The sequence below is a fragment of the Bifidobacterium felsineum genome, from assembly GCF_002802915.1.
Taxonomy (GTDB): Bacteria; Actinomycetota; Actinomycetes; order Actinomycetales; family Bifidobacteriaceae; genus Bifidobacterium; species Bifidobacterium felsineum.
Genome location: NZ_PEBJ01000004.1, coordinates 57,316 through 72,099, shown reverse-complemented (window position 1 = coordinate 72,099; position 14,784 = coordinate 57,316). Strand labels below are relative to the sequence as shown.

Sequence of the window (14,784 nt, the reverse complement as noted above, 5' to 3'; positions counted from 1 at the left end):
AAGCAGATCAAACAATAGAAAAACCTCACGAAACTTACGCTAATTCCTTGTCGGCGTAAGTTTCGTGAGGTTATTGATTCGTATTGGCCTGTGTCTGACTGACCGAATCAGCGACCGGTGACTTCGGAGCCGATCACCTTTTCGCTTAGGGCGCGCGGGCCGCGGGTCACGGCCACGGCACCGGAACGCACGAGCTCAATGACGCCGTAGTGCTCCAAAAGACCCAGCAACGCGTCGATCTTGCCCTCAGCGCCGGTGGCCTCAATGGTCAGCGACTCAGGGTTCACATCCACCACGCGCACGCGGAACAGGCGCACGATTTCGAGCACGTCGGAACGGTTGGACTGGTTCGCCGCCACCTTGATGAGCACCAGTTCACGCTCCACGGTGGAATTTGGATCCAGCTCCACGATCTTCAGCACATGCAGCAGCTTGTTGAGCTGCTTGATGATCTGCTCCAGTGGCACAGCCTCCACGTCAGCAGTCACGGTCACGCGGGAGATATCCGGGCGCTCGGTGGGGGAGACGGATAGGGAATTGATGTTGAACGCACGGCGGGCGAACAGGCCGGCGATACGAGCCAGCACGCCCGGGCGGTTCTCCACCAGCACGGACAGGGTATGACGCTCAGAACCCGGCTGGGATGCAGGATAAATGGCCATCGTAAATCTTCTCCCCTCAGTGCTCGTTCACAGCAGAGTCAGCGGAATCGGCATCATCGGCACCGGTTCCCGGAGCCGGCGTGCCGCCGATCAGCGGCTTGATACCGGGCATATAGGTCACTTCGTCGTTAGAAGCGCCAGCGGCGACCATCGGCCAGACCATGGCGTCCTTCCACACGCGGAAGTCAATCAGCACCGGGCGATCGTTGATCTCGTTGGCCTTCTTGATGGCGGCGATCGCCTCATCCTCGGTAAAGGCGCGGATGCCAACGCAGCCGTAGGCCTCGGCCAGCTTGATGAAGTCCGGAACCTCGAGCGGAGCGTCTCCGGCAGTCAGCTGTGCCTCGCCTTCGGTGCCGTGAGCCTCGCCATCCTTCAGGTTGGTCTGTGAATAGTGATGGTTGTAGAACAGCGTCTGCCACTGGCGGACCATGCCATACACGGAATTGTTGAGGATTGCGATCTTCACCGGAGCGTGGTCGAGGAATGCGGCGGCCAGCTCTTCGGAAGTCATCTGGAATGAGCCATCGCCATCAATCAGCCACACCGGCTTCTTGCCGTCGAACTCGCGGGCGGAACCCACGGAAGCACCGATGGCGGCCGGCAGGCCGTATCCCATCGTGCCGAGGCCGCCGGAGGAAATCCAGGAATGCTGGTTCTCGAAATCGATGAACTGGGAGGCCCACATCTGGTGCTGGCCCACGCCGGTGACCCAGATGGTGGAGGGATCCGCAAGCTCGGACAGTTGCTTGATCACCCACTGCGGAGCCAGGGAGCCATCGGTAGGCTCATCCCAAGTCATCGGGTACTTCTCACGCCAGCCGTCGATGGCATCCCACCATGGCTTCAGGTTCGGCTTGCCCACAATGGCCTGCGTACGTTCGATCTCCGGAATCAGATCATCGAGTACCGTGGCAACATCGCCCACGATCGGTACGTCAGGCTGACGGTTCTTGCCGATTTCAGCCGGATCGATATCAATGTGAATCACGCGCGCGGTCGGTGCGAAGGCATCAAGCTTACCGGTCACGCGATCATCAAAGCGAGCACCGATGGCCACCAAAAGATCAGCGCGCTGCACAGCGCCGGTGGCTGCAATCGTACCGTGCATACCCAGCATGCCGAGGTTCTTCGGATCAGTGTCCGGAATGATGCCGCGGGCAGGCAAGGTGGTGACCACAGGGGCGCCGGTCAGATCGGCCAGAGCCTTGACCTGTGCGCCGGCGTTGGAGCGGGCCGCGCCGCCGCCCACATACAGCACCGGGCGATAGGACTTGGAGAACAGCTTCGCCGCATCCGAGAGCACACGGCCATGCGCCTTGGTAGTGGGATTGTAGCCGGGCAGAATCATGCGCTGCGGCCAGGAATAATACATCTCACCGGTCTGGGCGGTCTTGGTCAGATCGACCACAACCGGGCCAGGGCGGCCGGTGCTGGCGATGTGGTAGGCCTCGGAGAGCACACGCGGAATATCCTGAGCGCGGGTCACCAGGAAGGAATGCTTGGACACCGGGTAGGTGATACCCACGATATCGGCTTCCTGGAAGGCGTCGGTGCCGATGGCATTCACGCCCACCTGACCGGTGATGACCACCATCGGTATGGAATCCATGTTGGCGTCCGCAATGGCGGTGACCACGTTGGTGGCACCCGGGCCGGACGTCACAATGCACACGCCCACCTTGCCAGTGGCGATCGCATAGCCTTCGGCGGCATGGCCGGCGGCCTGCTCATGGCGCATCAGCACGAAACGGAACTTCGTGTTGGCGTTGATCTGATGGTAGACCGGCAGAATCGCGCCGCCGGGGATGCCGAACACATCTTCAACGCCCAAGTCCTCCAGCGAGCGAACCAGTGCCTCTGCACCGGTCATCTTTTCGCCGTCGACAATGGTCTGCTTATCCGTGGCCGCAGTGGTTTTGGGCACACCGCTGAAAGCCTGCAAAGGCGTGGGTAAAGCCATGATTCCTCTCACCTCATAATTAACCGCGATTAACCGCGTCGAACCGCTCGGCAGTGGAATGAGCCGGGGTCGAGCTCATCTGATTCCGGCCGATTTCTGGGCTTGTGGCTCAGCATGCGGCTCGCTGCTCATGTTGTGGTATTTAGTTGGTATCAGTCTATTCGTATCGCTGACAGCGGGCTTACTTAGTCCGCTTCTTGAGAGCGTCAAGCGCCTTCCAGCCGGCTTCCGCGGCAGCCAGCTGCGCCTTGCGCTTGCTGGAGCCTTTGCCGATACCGATGATCTGGTCATTATCACCAAGGCTGACTTTGGCGGTGAACACCTGGGCGTATTCCGGGCCGGAGACTTCCATGTGGTAAATCGGCTCTGGCTTGCCGATTTCATGCGCCTTGACGGTCAGGGAGGTCTTCCAATCCAATGCCGGGCCTTCGGTGGCCACTTCGGCAAGCGTATCGTCGATCAGTCGGTGCACCACCTTGCGCGCCTCGTCAATGCCGTGCTCCAGGAAGGTGGCGCCGATCAGCGACTCGACGATGTCGCATAGAATGGAGTTCTTCTCGGCGCCGCCCTGCTCGGCCTCGCCGTGGCCCAGCAGAATGTAGGGGCCGACCTTGAGCTTGGTTTTGGCGATGGCGCTCAGCGCGTCCTCGGAAACGGCCTTGGCGCGCATTTTGGCCAGCTGGCCTTCGGTCATATCCGGGTGGATTTTGAACAATGTTTCGGTGGAGACGAGCTCCAGTACGGCGTCGCCTAGGAATTCGAGACGTTCGTAGTTGAGCGCGCCCGGGTTTTCGTGGGAGAAGGAGCGGTGGGTCAAAGCTTGCACGAGCAGATCGGGGCTAATGGTGGTGCCTAGGGCCTCCAGCAATTCGCTGGCCGGCGTGTAGTCGGCATCCTGAGTGCTTACTCGCACATGATGTTCGGCTGATGCTTCAGTTGATGTTCCAGTCATAGTGATGCGCAATCCTTCGCGATGATTGATATGCGAAGACCCTGCCACCCGTCGATGGCAGGGTCTTCATTAAGCCGTTATCGCAGGGTTCACTTGGTGTGAGCCGGCTGGATGGCGGAGCGGTAGGTGCGGCCACGGTAGTTGCCGCATGCCGGGCAAGCCATGTGCGGCAGGGCCGGAGCGCCACAGTTCGGGCAGTTCACGGTTGCAGCAGCGGTGGCCTTCCAGTTCGCGCGACGCGAGTGCGTGTTGGCGCGAGAGGTCTTGTACTTAGGCAGTGCCATTTGAGTATCCTCTGTTTCGTTCGAACAATTGAGCTTAAGCGTCCGTTATTTTAACGCATGGCTCGTACAAACACCAAACACGCCTGTTTTTAGGTAGTACAGGCTTTACTACTTGCCTTGTTCAGCCTCCAGCTGGGCTTTCAGCGCCGCCAGGCCGGCGAAACGAATATCCGTGGACTCATGATGGTGGTCGGGATTTTCGTTCAGATCCACGCCGCACTGGGAGCATAATCCCTTGCAATCCGGCTTGCACAGCGGCTGCAGCGGCAGAGATTCCACCAGCGTGTCGCGAATCATCGCCTCGATGTCCGCAAAAGCGCCGTTTTCCAGCAGCGGATAGGTATCTTCGGACTCATCCTCGCCGGCCAGGATCTCCACTTCCTCATCCTTGGCGGCCTTGCCGCCCTTACCCTTGCCTCCGCGAGCCGTATTCTTGTCCGCTGCGGATTCGTACGGGAAGAACACGGTGACATTCACCGGCCAATCCTCGTCAATCGGTTTCAAACAGCGGGTGCATTCGCTGACGAACGGTGCGACGAGCCGGCCGGTGAAAATCAGACCATCCACAATCGAATCGAACTGGCCTGTGACGTGGACAGGTGCGCCTTCCTTGATGCCGACGATATTGTCGCCGATGCCGCTCGGTGCCGGGAAGTCGGCGTCAACCGACTTGGACTGGCCGGCTCGGGAGGCGATCTGCGCCACCGAAATCGCCCACGGGGAATCCTCAACTCGTGCCATATGGTTGTATGCCTTTCGTGCTGTGCTGCTGTACGTTACTGCTTACTGCGCTTCAGGATAATCATTCAGCGTGATGTTCGGCATCTTTTCGGATGCCGCGCGCTGGCGCTCATTCAGTACGTTAAGCCCAGCCTGAACGTCCTGATTGAGCTTTGTGAGCTGCTGGGAGAGGCCTTCCATCACAGTGGTGCAGTACTGGTCGGCGCCTTGGGTCAGGTGGTCTGACTTATTCTGTGCCTGCTCCAGAATCGTGCGGGCCTTCTGACGGGCCAGTTCGGTCACGTTCTCCTGGCCGGCCAGGAATTGCGCCTGCTCGTTGGCTTCCTTGATCATGTCCGCCGCACGGCTTTGCGCGGATGCCACTACGGCGTTGGCCTGTGTCTGCGCCGATTCCAGGCGGCGTTCAGCTTCGCGCATCAAGGCCGAAGCGCGCTCCAGCTGCACTGGCAGCAGCTTCTTCAATTCGTTGAGCTGCGCAGTGAGCTCTTCGCGATCCACGCGCACCATGCCGGGTGTCAAAAAGCTGGTTTTGGCTTCGGCGAGCATGGCGTCAATCTGATCGATGACGTCATACACAGTGGTGAATTCCTCGCGGCTCTTTTCCGTGGAAGAATCGGGGTTCAGCGTTTCGCGCAAATCAGGAAGCGCATCCATGTTGAATCGCGACTTACCGGAACCTGCATTCTCGCCGGCTGATGCCGGAGCCGCAGTCTCAGGGTGGTCGGCATGCGGCGCGCGAGAAGTGGCGGCCGGCATCACAATGGAGGCAGCCTCAGTGGGAGGCAGAGGGGCCTGGCTTGCCGTTGCCGGTGCCGCGCCAGTTGCGGCGTCAGACTCCTGCGGTGCTGCGCTGGTTGCAGCCGGGGTCTGCTCCGGCTTGGTCAGGTCAACGTATCCGGTGGGGTGGTCGTCACTCATAGTCATCTAGTCATCAGTCCTTCTTCTGACTTTCCTCTGCCAAGGCCTCGGCCAGCATCGGAACGACGCAATCGGGCACCATGCCCGTCACGTCACCGCCGTGCCGTGCCACGTCTTTGACAATGGAACTGGAGATATGTTCAAGAATCGGGTCGGCCGGCAGGAACAATGTTTCGATGCCGGCAAGTTTGCGGTTGACCAAAGCCATGCCGAGTTCGGCCTCGTAATCACCGTTCTGGCGCAGACCTTTGACGATGACGCTGGCGCCAACCTTCTTGCAATAGTCCGTGATAAGCCCCTCGGTCGAGGCGACGGCCACATTGGTGCAGCCGGCCTCCTTCAAGGCATGGCGAATCACATTGACTCTGGTGGCTTCGGAAAACATCGGTGTTTTCGCGGCGTTGACAGCCACCACTACGTGAACCTCATCGAAAAATCGCGCCGAGCGCTCGATTACATCCAAGTGGCCGGCGGTTACGGGGTCGAACGAGCCGGGGCATACTGCGATAGTCATGACTTCTAGACTACATCGTCAGCCAGTAACAGCGGGAATCTATGATGGAATGCGGATATCCGTCGATGACGGACGCTGTTTGCCACAGTACGCCAAGGAAAGAAGTACGTCATGAGCCTGAGTGTGAACTTTGCAAGCTTTGTCGATGATGCCGAGCCGCTGAGGAATCCGGATCAGTCCGCGGGAACTTCGGTGTTGGAGCGCCCGCAGGTTGAGGAGTCTCCGGTCCGCGATGATGGCGGTGACGCCGATCGGTTCGCGCATTACGTGTCTCGCGACCGTATCGCCGAGTCCCGCGCGACCGGACGCCCGGTCGTGGCTCTGTGCGGCAAGGTGTGGGTGCCGAAGCATGATCCGTCCAAGTACCCGGTCTGCCCGGATTGCAAGCGCATCTATGACGAGATGATGGCCTGAAATACGGGCCGAAAAGGACGTTTCCCTCAATTCGCAGCGCCAAATGGACGTTTTGAATGCGTTCTTTGTCCTATTTGGCGCTGCGAATTGGCGTTTTCGTCCTTTTCAGCCTGTATTTTGCCGGATTTACAGCTGGTTGAGCTGAAAACCCGGCCTTACGTGGGGTCGTGCGCGTTTCAGCGAGCGGAGATTTCGTCGATCAGCTTGAGCTCTTCGTCGCTGAAATGCGTGTTCTTCAGCGCGCCGATGTTGTCCAGGATCTGCTGCGGCTTGGAAGCGCCGGCCAGCACGGAAGTCACCTTGCCGTCGTGCAGCAGCCATGCCAGGCTCATCTCTGCAAGCGACTGGCCGCGTTCGGCCGCCAGATTGTTCAGATCCACCACCTGTTTGTGCAGCTTGTCGGTGAGCGCGGAATCGTTGAGGAATCGCGGATCGTGGGCGATTCGGCTGTCGGCGGGGATGCCGTTCAGATAACGGTTGGTCAACAGGCCCTGCTCCAGCGGGCAGAAGGTGATGAGGCCTTTGCCGAGCTTGTATGCGGTCTCCTTCAAACCGTTATGTTCCACCGTGCGGTCGAGGATGTTGTACTTGTTCTGGTTGATGATGAACGGCACATGCAATTCCTTGAGGATTGCAGCGGCCTTCTCCATCGTCGGTCCGTCGTAGTTGGACAGGCCCACGTACAGCGCCTTGCCGGAGTTCACGGCCTGGGCCAGTGCGCCCATCGTCTCCTCGAGCGGGGTCTCCGGATCCGGGTGGTGATGGTAGAAGATGTCCACGTAATCAAGACCGAGACGTTCGAGCGACTGGTCAAGTGAGGCGAGCAGGTACTTGCGGCTGCCGAGGTCGCCGTATGGTCCGGCCCACATCTCGTAGCCGGCCTTGGTGGAGATGATCAGTTCATCGCGGTGATGCTTGAAATACTTGGCGAGCAGCAGACCGCAGTTCTTCTCTGCCTGACCGGGTTCAGGGCCGTAGTTGTTGGCCAGGTCGAAGTGGGTGATGCCGTTGTCGAACGCGGTGAACACCAGCGATTTCATCTGTTCGAACGGCGTGATGTCGCCGAAGTTGTGCCAGAATCCGAGGGAGACTGCCGGCAGCTTCAGACCGGAGTTTCCTGCACGGTTGTAGGTCATCGTGTCATAGCGATGCGGGTTTGGGGGGTAAGTGGCGGTTGGTTCGAACATGGTGCCTCCTGTGGCGCGTTGTTCCGATGCCTGTTTGGGGCATGTGGTTTCGTTATCGGTTATTATGGTTCCAGTTCAAGTGAACTTGAATGCAAATGTTCGGCGGTACGTCGGCGTGTCGCCAAGATGTTTTGCGCAAAAGCTAAGGAGAAGCAGATGTCATACACGATTCGGCAAGTGGCCACACAGTTTCATATGCAGCCGTCCACGCTGCGTTACTACGAGGATCAGGGATTGCTCACCAACGTTGGGCGCACGGAAACCGGCCAGCGCGTGTACGAGGACTGCCATATTGACCGTCTGCGCGCGATTTGCTGCTTCAAAAACGCTGGCATGACCATTGATGATTTGAAGAAGTTCTTCGTATATGAGTCCAATGAGCCGGAGCATATCAATGAGATTTTGGAGCTTTTGGAATCCCGGCGTAAAGCCTTGGATGAGCAACGCCGCGCGCTCAATGAGGCGGCCATCCACGTGCAGCGTAAGCTCCATTATTACGGCGATATCAAGCGTGCGATAGACGCGGGTGAGCCCCTGCCGGATTGGCTGAACTACAAAACCCGCGTCTATTCGATTGATTGCTGAATCATACGGAAATCACAGAACTGTGGTTTCAGTAGCCGAACCGTTAAGCAGACAGCCCAGTGGGGTGTCTGTATGGCCGAGCCGCAAAGCAAATAACCCGGTGGGTTATTTGTAGGCGAGGTGCGAACGATAGCGAGCTAACAGTGCTCAGGCGGAGCCTGTCCGTTGTTGCGGCCGGGGAGCGGCTGTGCCGCGACGGATTCCTACGGAAATCACAGGACTGTGGTTTCCGTAGGAATCACCGGCTCGCCCTTCATCAGGCTCTGTGCGGTGATCGGCAGCTCGGCCAAAGCCTTGGCGCGGTAGTCGTGTGCGGCCATGATGGCGTCATGGCCCTGCCACTGGGAGTCGGCCTTGCCGTGATCGACGAAGTTCACCAACAGGTTCTTCCATTCCGGTTCCGGCGTGAATCCAGCGAGCTTTTCCTCGGAACCCGAGATCACATGCTCGGCTTCGGCGAGCGAATATTCATACGAGCGATACGCCAGCTTGCGGCCCGGTACCGTGGCCTTATCCTTCGACTTCTTGGCCACGGGCTGCATCGTGCCATCCGCTCCCTCGCGTTCGGTGAGTTTGTACACCATCGCGCAGGTGGGTGCGCCGGAACCGGTGACCAGCATCGTACCCACGCCATAGGAATCCACAGGCGCGGTCTGTAGTGCGGCCAGTGCATACTCATCCAGATCATTGGTCACGGTAATCGTGGTGTTCGTGGCTCCCAGCGCATCCAACTGATTGCGCACGCGCTGTGCCATCGCAGCCAAATCGCCAGAGTCGATGCGAATGCCGCCGAGTTCCGGACCAGCCACCTCGACGGCGGTCTTGACGGCTTCCTCGATGTTGTAGGTATCCACCAGCAGTGTGGTGTTCTTGCCGAGTGCGGCGATCTGCGATTCGAACGCATCGCGTTCGGAGTCATGCACCAAAGTGAAGCAATGCGCGGCAGTGCCGATGGCCTTCAAACCATAGAGCTGCGCGGCGAGCAGGTTTGCAGTGCCCTTGAAGCCGCCCACTACTGCGGCGCGCGCGGCGGCAACCGCAGCCCATTCGTTGGTGCGACGGCCGCCCATATCCATGCACGGGCGGTCCTTGGCGGCGGACACCATGCGGGATGCGGCGGAAGCCACGGCGGAATCATAGTTAAGAATCGACAGGATCAGCGTCTCCAGCAGTGTGCATTCGCCGAACGTGCCCTCGACCTGCAGAATCGGGGAGTTCGGGAAGAACATCTCGCCTTCGCGGTAGCCCTTGATGGAACCGGAGAAGCGGAAATTCTCCAGCCACTTGATGGTTTCAGGGCTCACCACATGGCGGTCGGCGAGGAACTTCAGGTCCTCATCGTCCAAGTGGAAGCGTTCAAGCTCATCCAGAATACGGCCGGTGCCAGCCACCACGCCATAACGGCGGCCTTCGGGCAGGTGGCGCGTAAACACTTCAAACACGCACTTGCGATTCGCGGTGCCGTCCTTAAGCGCGGCATCGAGCATTGTGTATTCGTACATGTCGGTCATCAGAGCCGGCGAATAATCGACCATTATCGAATCGGGCCTTTCCTGCTGGTTGGTTTTCCTACTAATGGTAAAACTGACTATAAGTGTAGTCCTGCGCGGCAACCATGCCAGACGCATTTCAGGGAATTCAGCATGATCGGCTCAACGATATACCCGTCGGCGAGGCTGGCGCAGTGGGTAGACTCAGAAAATATGAGATTCATTGTGGCATTATGGCGGCTGGCCATTGCGGGATTCTGCTTCGTGGGCACGTATGAGGCCTGGTCCAAGCCGCAGTATTGGGTGTATTTCACCTTCCAAACAGGCTTCGTGCTCGGCATTGTGATGCTCTGGGCTGGAGCGGCCACGCTGCTCAAAGGCATACAGCCGCCCGCTTGGCTCAAAGGTTGCGTCACGCTGTACGCCATCGTGACCGCATTGGTCGCGTTCTTGTTGATGCCGCCCGACAACCCTGCCTATGTGCCGCAAGTCATCGGCATCATGACCAATACGATGCTGCATAAAATCGCGCCGATTATGGCGGTGATTGATTTTCTGCTGTTCGATCCGCATCGCCGATTCCGCTGGCATTACATGTTCTCGTGGCTGCTGTACTTCCCGCTGTATCTGGCATTCGTGCTGATAAGGGCCGCGCTGTGGCCCAACTCCGGGCCGGCTGCCGGCGGAAGCCCATACCCATACGAATTCATCAACCTGAACACGCTGGGCTGGCAGGGATTCGCGATGAGCTGCGGCAAACTGGCGCTCGCGTTCGTGGTGCTCTCCTTTGTGGTGTGGGTGTTTGACCGTGCGCTCCCCAGGAAAGCCCTGCTCGGCTAGGCGTCTTACGATTCGCATGGTTCGCTCAGCCTGCGCAGTTCATGCGTGAACCGGGTGGCGTATGCTGGGCCTCATGGCTGAAATTAAAGATTTGATTCCCAATCATCAGATTATTCGTGCGGACGGTCGCGCTGTGGACGAGCTGCGCCCGGTTCGCATCACACGTCACTTCACCGACGCCCCGGAAGGCTCAGTGCTCATCGAATGCGGCAACACGCGCGTAATGTGCACCGCCACCTTCACCCCGGGAGTGCCGCGTTGGCGCAAGGACTCCGGTCTCGGCTGGGTCACTGCCGAATACGCGATGCTGCCGCGTGCCACCTCCGAGCGTACCGATCGCGAATCCGTCAAGGGCAAACTCGGTGGTCGCACCATGGAAATCAGCCGACTCATCGGCCGTTGCCTGCGCGGCGTCGTCGATATGAAGGCGCTGGGCGAGAACCAGATCCAGCTGGACTGCGACGTGCTCCAGGCCGATGGCGGCACCCGTACCGCTTCCGTGACTGGCGCATATGTGGCGCTGGTCGATGCGGTCAACTGGGCTGAGAAAAACCATCACATCAAGTCCGCCGCCAAGGTGCTGAAGGATTATGTCTCCGCTGTGTCCGTGGGCGTGATCAACGGCACGCCGATGCTCGACCTGCCGTACATCGAAGACAGCCAGGCCATGACCGATATGAATGTGGCCATGACCGGCTCCGGCACGTTTATCGAGATTCAGGGCACCGCCGAACACCGCCCGTTCAACCGCGCCGAACTCGGTACCCTGCTTGACCTTGCCGAAAAGGGAAACAAGGAACTGCAGGCCGCCCAGCGTGCCGCCCTGGCCCTGGACTGACCGCCGACTGAACTCGCGAATTGCACAAGGAGAACACCCAATGAAACTCGTCGTCGCCACGCATAACGAAGGCAAGCTGGTGGAAATCCGCCGCATCCTTGAAGAGGATCTAGGCGCGGATGCCGCCAACATCGAGCTGGTCTCCGCCGGCAGCCTGCATCTGCCCGACCCGGTGGAAACCGGTGTGACTTTTGAGGAGAATGCGCTGCTCAAAGCACGCGATGTGGCCAGCCGTACCGGTTTGCCTGCCATTGCCGACGATTCCGGCTTGATCGTGGACGTAATGGGCAACGCTCCCGGCATCCTGTCTGCTCGCTGGGCCGGCGCGCATGGTCATGACAAGGCCAACAATGCGCTGCTGCTTGCCCAGATCGAAGATATTCCTGACGATAAGCGCACTGCTCGATTCCGTTGTGCGGCGGCACTGGTTGTGCCAGATACCGAGGCGGGCATCGATGTGACCGGCGGCGATCAGGCTGCGTCGGCAGCTGCTGGAGCTCAGGGCGCCCCGGTGGCTGGCCGTTATGCCATCAAATCCGAAGTAGTCAAGCTTGGCGATATGGTCGGTCGCATCATTCGCAAGCCTCGCGGCGAGCATGGTTTTGGCTATGATCCGCTGTTCGTGCCGAATGATCAGCCGGCTGGCCGTGCCAGCATCGAGCCTGATCATGAAGGCGAACCGCTGACCAGCGCCGAAATGACCCCGGCCGAAAAGAACGCGATTTCGCACCGTGGCAAGGCGCTCAAGGCCTTGGTGCCTGAGATTGAAGCACTGTTGAAGTAGGTCGTGGTCCTAACATCGGATGCGATTCGAACAATGGTGAAGATAGATAAGTAAAGGACAATGTCGATGACAGCGAACAATAATGGGTCGCTTCGATACTCGCCCATTAGTGGTGAACAGTTGGATTCGTTCTCGCGCGCGTATCCTCAAGGTAATTTTCAGCAGTCCCTCAATATGGCCCGTCACGTGACTAACACTGGCCGAATTGCCGATTATATGGGTGTTTGGCGTGGTGAAGAGCTAGTTGGCGCGACCGAAATCGTATATACGCGCAGCCGGTTCGGTCTGGAAGGCTCCGTGTGGCTTGGCCCGCTATGTGATTCGGATGATTCCGATGTGCTGAGAACCATGACCGACGCTATTCGAGATTCGGCTCGTAGACATAAGGCCATCAAGGTGACGGCTTGGCCATGCACTGTATATTGCAAGCGTGATTCCGAAGGCAAGCCAGTCGCCGATGCTGATGATGTTCTGGTGAAGAACTACAAGGCTCTGGGCTGGCAGCATGCTGGTTTTACGCGTGGCTATGGTTCTGTGATTAATCGTTGGGTGTATGTCAAGGATCTTACGGGTATCGCAGATGAGAAAGCATTGCTGAAGTCATATGACAAACGTACTCAGTGGAGCGTGAAGCGAGCGTCTTCAATGGGCGTTCATGTTCGCGAGATTGGCGAAGATGAGCTGAACGTGTTTTCGGAGATCGAACGTCAGACTGCGAATCGCCGTAATTTCGCTGCCCGTGATGAACAGTATTTCCATCAGTTCAAGCATGCGTTCGGCAATGATGTCCACTATTTGCTGGCTGAGATTCATATCGCTGAATATGTGGCCGATATGGAGCACAAGCGTGAAGCATTGCAGGCGAAAGTGGCCAATCTGCAGGCCAAATATGATGAGCATCCGACGACCAAGACCGAACGCCAGTTGGGTGAGGAGCAGCGCAATCTGGCGGCAGCTGAAAAGCGTTTGGCCGAGGCCGCTGAGTTCGCGAAGGATGGGGATGTCCTCCCCGCAGCGGCATCCATGTTCGTGGATCATCCGCAGGAGCGCGTGTACCTATTCTCGGGAAGCATCGAAAAATATAAGCCGTTCTATGCTTCTGCATTGATTCAGCATGTGGCAATGACGCAATGCTTGGAATTGGGCATCACCCGCTATAACTTCTACGGCATCTCCGGCGTATTCGATAATCCTGACGATGAAGGCCGCGGTGTGCTGGAATTCAAGCAGGGATTCAATGGTTATGTCGAAGAGCTGCCAGGAGAGTTCACGTTGAACGTCAATCCGTTCATGTGCGCGGTGAGCCGTTTGGCGCATAAGCTATTGAATCGATGATTGACTGAATTTGCTTATGCAGGGGTCTGGTATTTGCCGGTTTTGACAAGTACCAGACCCCTGTTTCGATGGTGCGCACGAAAGGAAGAGCAGAGTTGAATATGCTTACACGCCCATCAACGCATGCGCGATAGCCATAAGCACCAGCGCGATGATCGCCGTCAGCGCCAGCGAGAATCCGGCAAGTTTGGCGTTGCCGAGCACTTTATCGGTGAACAGTGTAGAGAAGATGGCGATCGGGGCGAGGCTGGCAATCACCGCCACGGCTCGGATGGATGCGCTGAATGGCAGCAGGAACCATGCGGCAAGGGCGAAGACGATGCTGAACGGCAGTCGCCAAGCCACTACGGCCAACACCTCGCGCACATCGTGCTTGGATTGAGGCAGATCCATAAGCATGCCCACCATCAGCATCGACATCAGAGCGTTTGCGCCACTGAGAGGCTCGCAGAGGGTGGCGATCCATCCCGGAATTTTTACGTTCACAATCGTGAGCGCAATCATCAGCAGATAGGTGTCGAATGGCACAGACCCGAAGAAGCTTTTGGCGATGGTGCGCACAAGTGCGTGGCGGGCCAGTCGTTTGGCGTCGCGATCCTTGGGCTTTTCGTACGGTAGCGTTGGCGCTGAGCCGGCGTGCTGCTCGGCCAGTGTCTTGCCGGGTTGGATATGCAGCAGTTGTTGGGTGAGCACATTGGTGCCGGCGGCCACCATAATGCAGTTGCCGATATCGAACATAGCGGCTGGCACTACGGCTCCCGCTCCCCAGAATGATTGCACGACCGGGAAGCAGAAGCAGCCAAGATTGAATCCCGCGCCGTTGAGCATCAGGAATGCACGATCGGTGACGTTGCGCTTCCTCGTGGCGATGAAAATGCACACCACGGGAATGAACGAGCAGAAGAATGCGAACAGTGAGATCCACAGCAGTGAAATGTCATGCGGATTCGTGGCGAACGAGTAGACGATGGCGCCGGGCAGCACGATGTTGAATTCCGCGGTTTGCAGGACCCGGTAATCCTTCTGTCCGAAGAGGCCAAAACGCCGAAACAGGTAGCCGGCAAGAATGATCAGTAGCAGGCCGACTGGCGTAAGTATGGCAGACACAGCTTCTCTCCCTCGATTCGCGTACGGGTTTTACTATCCTCGCCGTGCCGGACGTGGAAGATATGGTGTCGAGGAATTTCTCACACCGCGGACAGTGCTCAACTGTAGGTTCTTTGACGTTGACTGTAGGTTTTTCAACATATTTCGTTAAAAAACCTACAGTCATATGG

At 58.3% G+C, this 14,784-nt stretch carries 16 protein-coding genes; 6 read left to right on the top strand and 10 right to left on the bottom strand.

The window, feature by feature from the left end:
* Positions 1-107 precede the first annotated feature (107 nt).
* From ilvN to coaD, 7 genes are all read right to left on the bottom strand, one after another.
* The gene (ilvN, locus tag CSQ86_RS08110) at positions 108-662 is read right to left on the bottom strand and encodes an acetolactate synthase small subunit (RefSeq protein ID WP_033891554.1); all 555 of its coding nucleotides are present in this window, start codon (positions 660-662) and stop codon (positions 108-110) included.
* Between the two features lie 16 nt (positions 663-678).
* Positions 679-2,625 (bottom strand): acetolactate synthase large subunit, encoded by a 1,947-nt coding sequence (locus CSQ86_RS08105; RefSeq protein ID WP_100494608.1) that lies wholly within the window; start codon positions 2,623-2,625, stop codon positions 679-681.
* A gap of 181 nt (positions 2,626-2,806) precedes the next feature.
* Complete coding sequence (rnc, locus tag CSQ86_RS08100; RefSeq protein ID WP_240542354.1) at positions 2,807-3,577, bottom strand: ribonuclease III; 771 nt, start codon at positions 3,575-3,577, stop codon at positions 2,807-2,809.
* Positions 3,578-3,666: 89 nt separating this feature from the next.
* Positions 3,667-3,861 (bottom strand): 50S ribosomal protein L32, encoded by a 195-nt coding sequence (gene rpmF / locus CSQ86_RS08095; protein ID WP_100494607.1) that lies wholly within the window; start codon positions 3,859-3,861, stop codon positions 3,667-3,669.
* A 108-nt stretch (positions 3,862-3,969) separates the two neighbouring features.
* Positions 3,970-4,602 carry a YceD family protein gene (locus CSQ86_RS08090; protein WP_100494606.1) on the bottom strand — a complete coding sequence of 211 codons (633 nt, stop codon included), beginning with the start codon at positions 4,600-4,602 and terminating at the stop codon, positions 3,970-3,972.
* A gap of 42 nt (positions 4,603-4,644) precedes the next feature.
* Positions 4,645-5,520 carry a DivIVA domain-containing protein gene (locus CSQ86_RS08085; RefSeq protein WP_100494605.1) on the bottom strand — a complete coding sequence of 292 codons (876 nt, stop codon included), beginning with the start codon at positions 5,518-5,520 and terminating at the stop codon, positions 4,645-4,647.
* 13 nt (positions 5,521-5,533) lie between these two features.
* Positions 5,534-6,034: a pantetheine-phosphate adenylyltransferase gene (gene coaD / locus CSQ86_RS08080; protein ID WP_100494604.1), complete on the bottom strand. Its 501-nt coding sequence runs from the start codon at positions 6,032-6,034 to the stop codon at positions 5,534-5,536.
* 123 nt (positions 6,035-6,157) lie between these two features.
* Here coaD and CSQ86_RS08075 point away from each other — a divergent pair, with 123 nt between their 5' ends.
* Positions 6,158-6,448 carry a DUF3039 domain-containing protein gene (locus tag CSQ86_RS08075; RefSeq protein WP_100494674.1) on the top strand — a complete coding sequence of 97 codons (291 nt, stop codon included), beginning with the start codon at positions 6,158-6,160 and terminating at the stop codon, positions 6,446-6,448.
* Positions 6,449-6,624: 176 nt separating this feature from the next.
* On the opposite strand, the gene CSQ86_RS08070 is transcribed toward CSQ86_RS08075, so the two are convergent.
* Positions 6,625-7,635: an aldo/keto reductase gene (locus CSQ86_RS08070; RefSeq protein ID WP_100494603.1), complete on the bottom strand. Its 1,011-nt coding sequence runs from the start codon at positions 7,633-7,635 to the stop codon at positions 6,625-6,627.
* Positions 7,636-7,791: 156 nt separating this feature from the next.
* On the opposite strand from CSQ86_RS08070, the gene CSQ86_RS08065 reads away from it, so the two are divergent.
* Positions 7,792-8,220, top strand: coding sequence for a MerR family transcriptional regulator (locus tag CSQ86_RS08065; protein WP_100494602.1), 429 nt, complete (start codon positions 7,792-7,794; stop codon positions 8,218-8,220).
* A 212-nt stretch (positions 8,221-8,432) separates the two neighbouring features.
* Here CSQ86_RS08065 and CSQ86_RS08060 read toward each other — a convergent pair whose 3' ends face one another.
* Complete coding sequence (locus CSQ86_RS08060) at positions 8,433-9,755, bottom strand: nicotinate phosphoribosyltransferase (protein WP_100494601.1); 1,323 nt, start codon at positions 9,753-9,755, stop codon at positions 8,433-8,435.
* 168 nt (positions 9,756-9,923) lie between these two features.
* Here CSQ86_RS08060 and CSQ86_RS08055 point away from each other — a divergent pair, with 168 nt between their 5' ends.
* The 4 genes from CSQ86_RS08055 to CSQ86_RS08040 all read left to right on the top strand — a co-directional run bounded on the left by CSQ86_RS08055 (position 9,924) and on the right by CSQ86_RS08040 (position 13,507).
* Positions 9,924-10,550: a Pr6Pr family membrane protein gene (locus CSQ86_RS08055; protein WP_165773805.1), complete on the top strand. Its 627-nt coding sequence runs from the start codon at positions 9,924-9,926 to the stop codon at positions 10,548-10,550.
* 73 nt (positions 10,551-10,623) lie between these two features.
* Complete coding sequence (rph, locus tag CSQ86_RS08050; protein ID WP_165773804.1) at positions 10,624-11,388, top strand: ribonuclease PH; 765 nt, start codon at positions 10,624-10,626, stop codon at positions 11,386-11,388.
* A gap of 40 nt (positions 11,389-11,428) precedes the next feature.
* Positions 11,429-12,172, top strand: a complete 744-nt coding sequence (locus CSQ86_RS08045; RefSeq protein ID WP_100494599.1) for a non-canonical purine NTP pyrophosphatase — start codon at positions 11,429-11,431, stop codon at positions 12,170-12,172.
* Between the two features lie 60 nt (positions 12,173-12,232).
* Positions 12,233-13,507: an aminoacyltransferase gene (locus tag CSQ86_RS08040; RefSeq protein ID WP_100494598.1), complete on the top strand. Its 1,275-nt coding sequence runs from the start codon at positions 12,233-12,235 to the stop codon at positions 13,505-13,507.
* Positions 13,508-13,612: 105 nt separating this feature from the next.
* Here the strand turns inward: CSQ86_RS08040 and CSQ86_RS08035 are convergent, their stop codons facing one another.
* Positions 13,613-14,614 (bottom strand): AEC family transporter, encoded by a 1,002-nt coding sequence (locus CSQ86_RS08035; protein WP_100494597.1) that lies wholly within the window; start codon positions 14,612-14,614, stop codon positions 13,613-13,615.
* Positions 14,615-14,784: the final 170 nt, after the last annotated feature.

Bases quoted from the DNA above. Each gene is read 5' to 3' on its own strand.
- ilvN (WP_033891554.1), bottom strand. From the start codon at position 662: ATGGCCATTTATCCTGCATCCCAGCCGGGTTCTGAGCGTCATACCCTG.
- CSQ86_RS08105 (WP_100494608.1), bottom strand. From the start codon at position 2,625: ATGGCTTTACCCACGCCTTTGCAGGCTTTCAGCGGTGTGCCCAAAACC.
- rnc (WP_240542354.1), bottom strand. From the start codon at position 3,577: ATGACTGGAACATCAACTGAAGCATCAGCCGAACATCATGTGCGAGTA.
- rpmF (WP_100494607.1), bottom strand. From the start codon at position 3,861: ATGGCACTGCCTAAGTACAAGACCTCTCGCGCCAACACGCACTCGCGT.
- CSQ86_RS08090 (WP_100494606.1), bottom strand. From the start codon at position 4,602: ATGGCACGAGTTGAGGATTCCCCGTGGGCGATTTCGGTGGCGCAGATC.
- CSQ86_RS08085 (WP_100494605.1), bottom strand. From the start codon at position 5,520: ATGAGTGACGACCACCCCACCGGATACGTTGACCTGACCAAGCCGGAG.
- coaD (WP_100494604.1), bottom strand. From the start codon at position 6,034: ATGACTATCGCAGTATGCCCCGGCTCGTTCGACCCCGTAACCGCCGGC.
- CSQ86_RS08070 (WP_100494603.1), bottom strand. From the start codon at position 7,635: ATGTTCGAACCAACCGCCACTTACCCCCCAAACCCGCATCGCTATGAC.
- CSQ86_RS08065 (WP_100494602.1), top strand. From the start codon at position 7,792: ATGTCATACACGATTCGGCAAGTGGCCACACAGTTTCATATGCAGCCG.
- CSQ86_RS08060 (WP_100494601.1), bottom strand. From the start codon at position 9,755: ATGGTCGATTATTCGCCGGCTCTGATGACCGACATGTACGAATACACA.
- CSQ86_RS08055 (WP_165773805.1), top strand. From the start codon at position 9,924: ATGAGATTCATTGTGGCATTATGGCGGCTGGCCATTGCGGGATTCTGC.
- rph (WP_165773804.1), top strand. From the start codon at position 10,624: ATGGCTGAAATTAAAGATTTGATTCCCAATCATCAGATTATTCGTGCG.
- CSQ86_RS08045 (WP_100494599.1), top strand. From the start codon at position 11,429: ATGAAACTCGTCGTCGCCACGCATAACGAAGGCAAGCTGGTGGAAATC.
- CSQ86_RS08040 (WP_100494598.1), top strand. From the start codon at position 12,233: ATGTCGATGACAGCGAACAATAATGGGTCGCTTCGATACTCGCCCATT.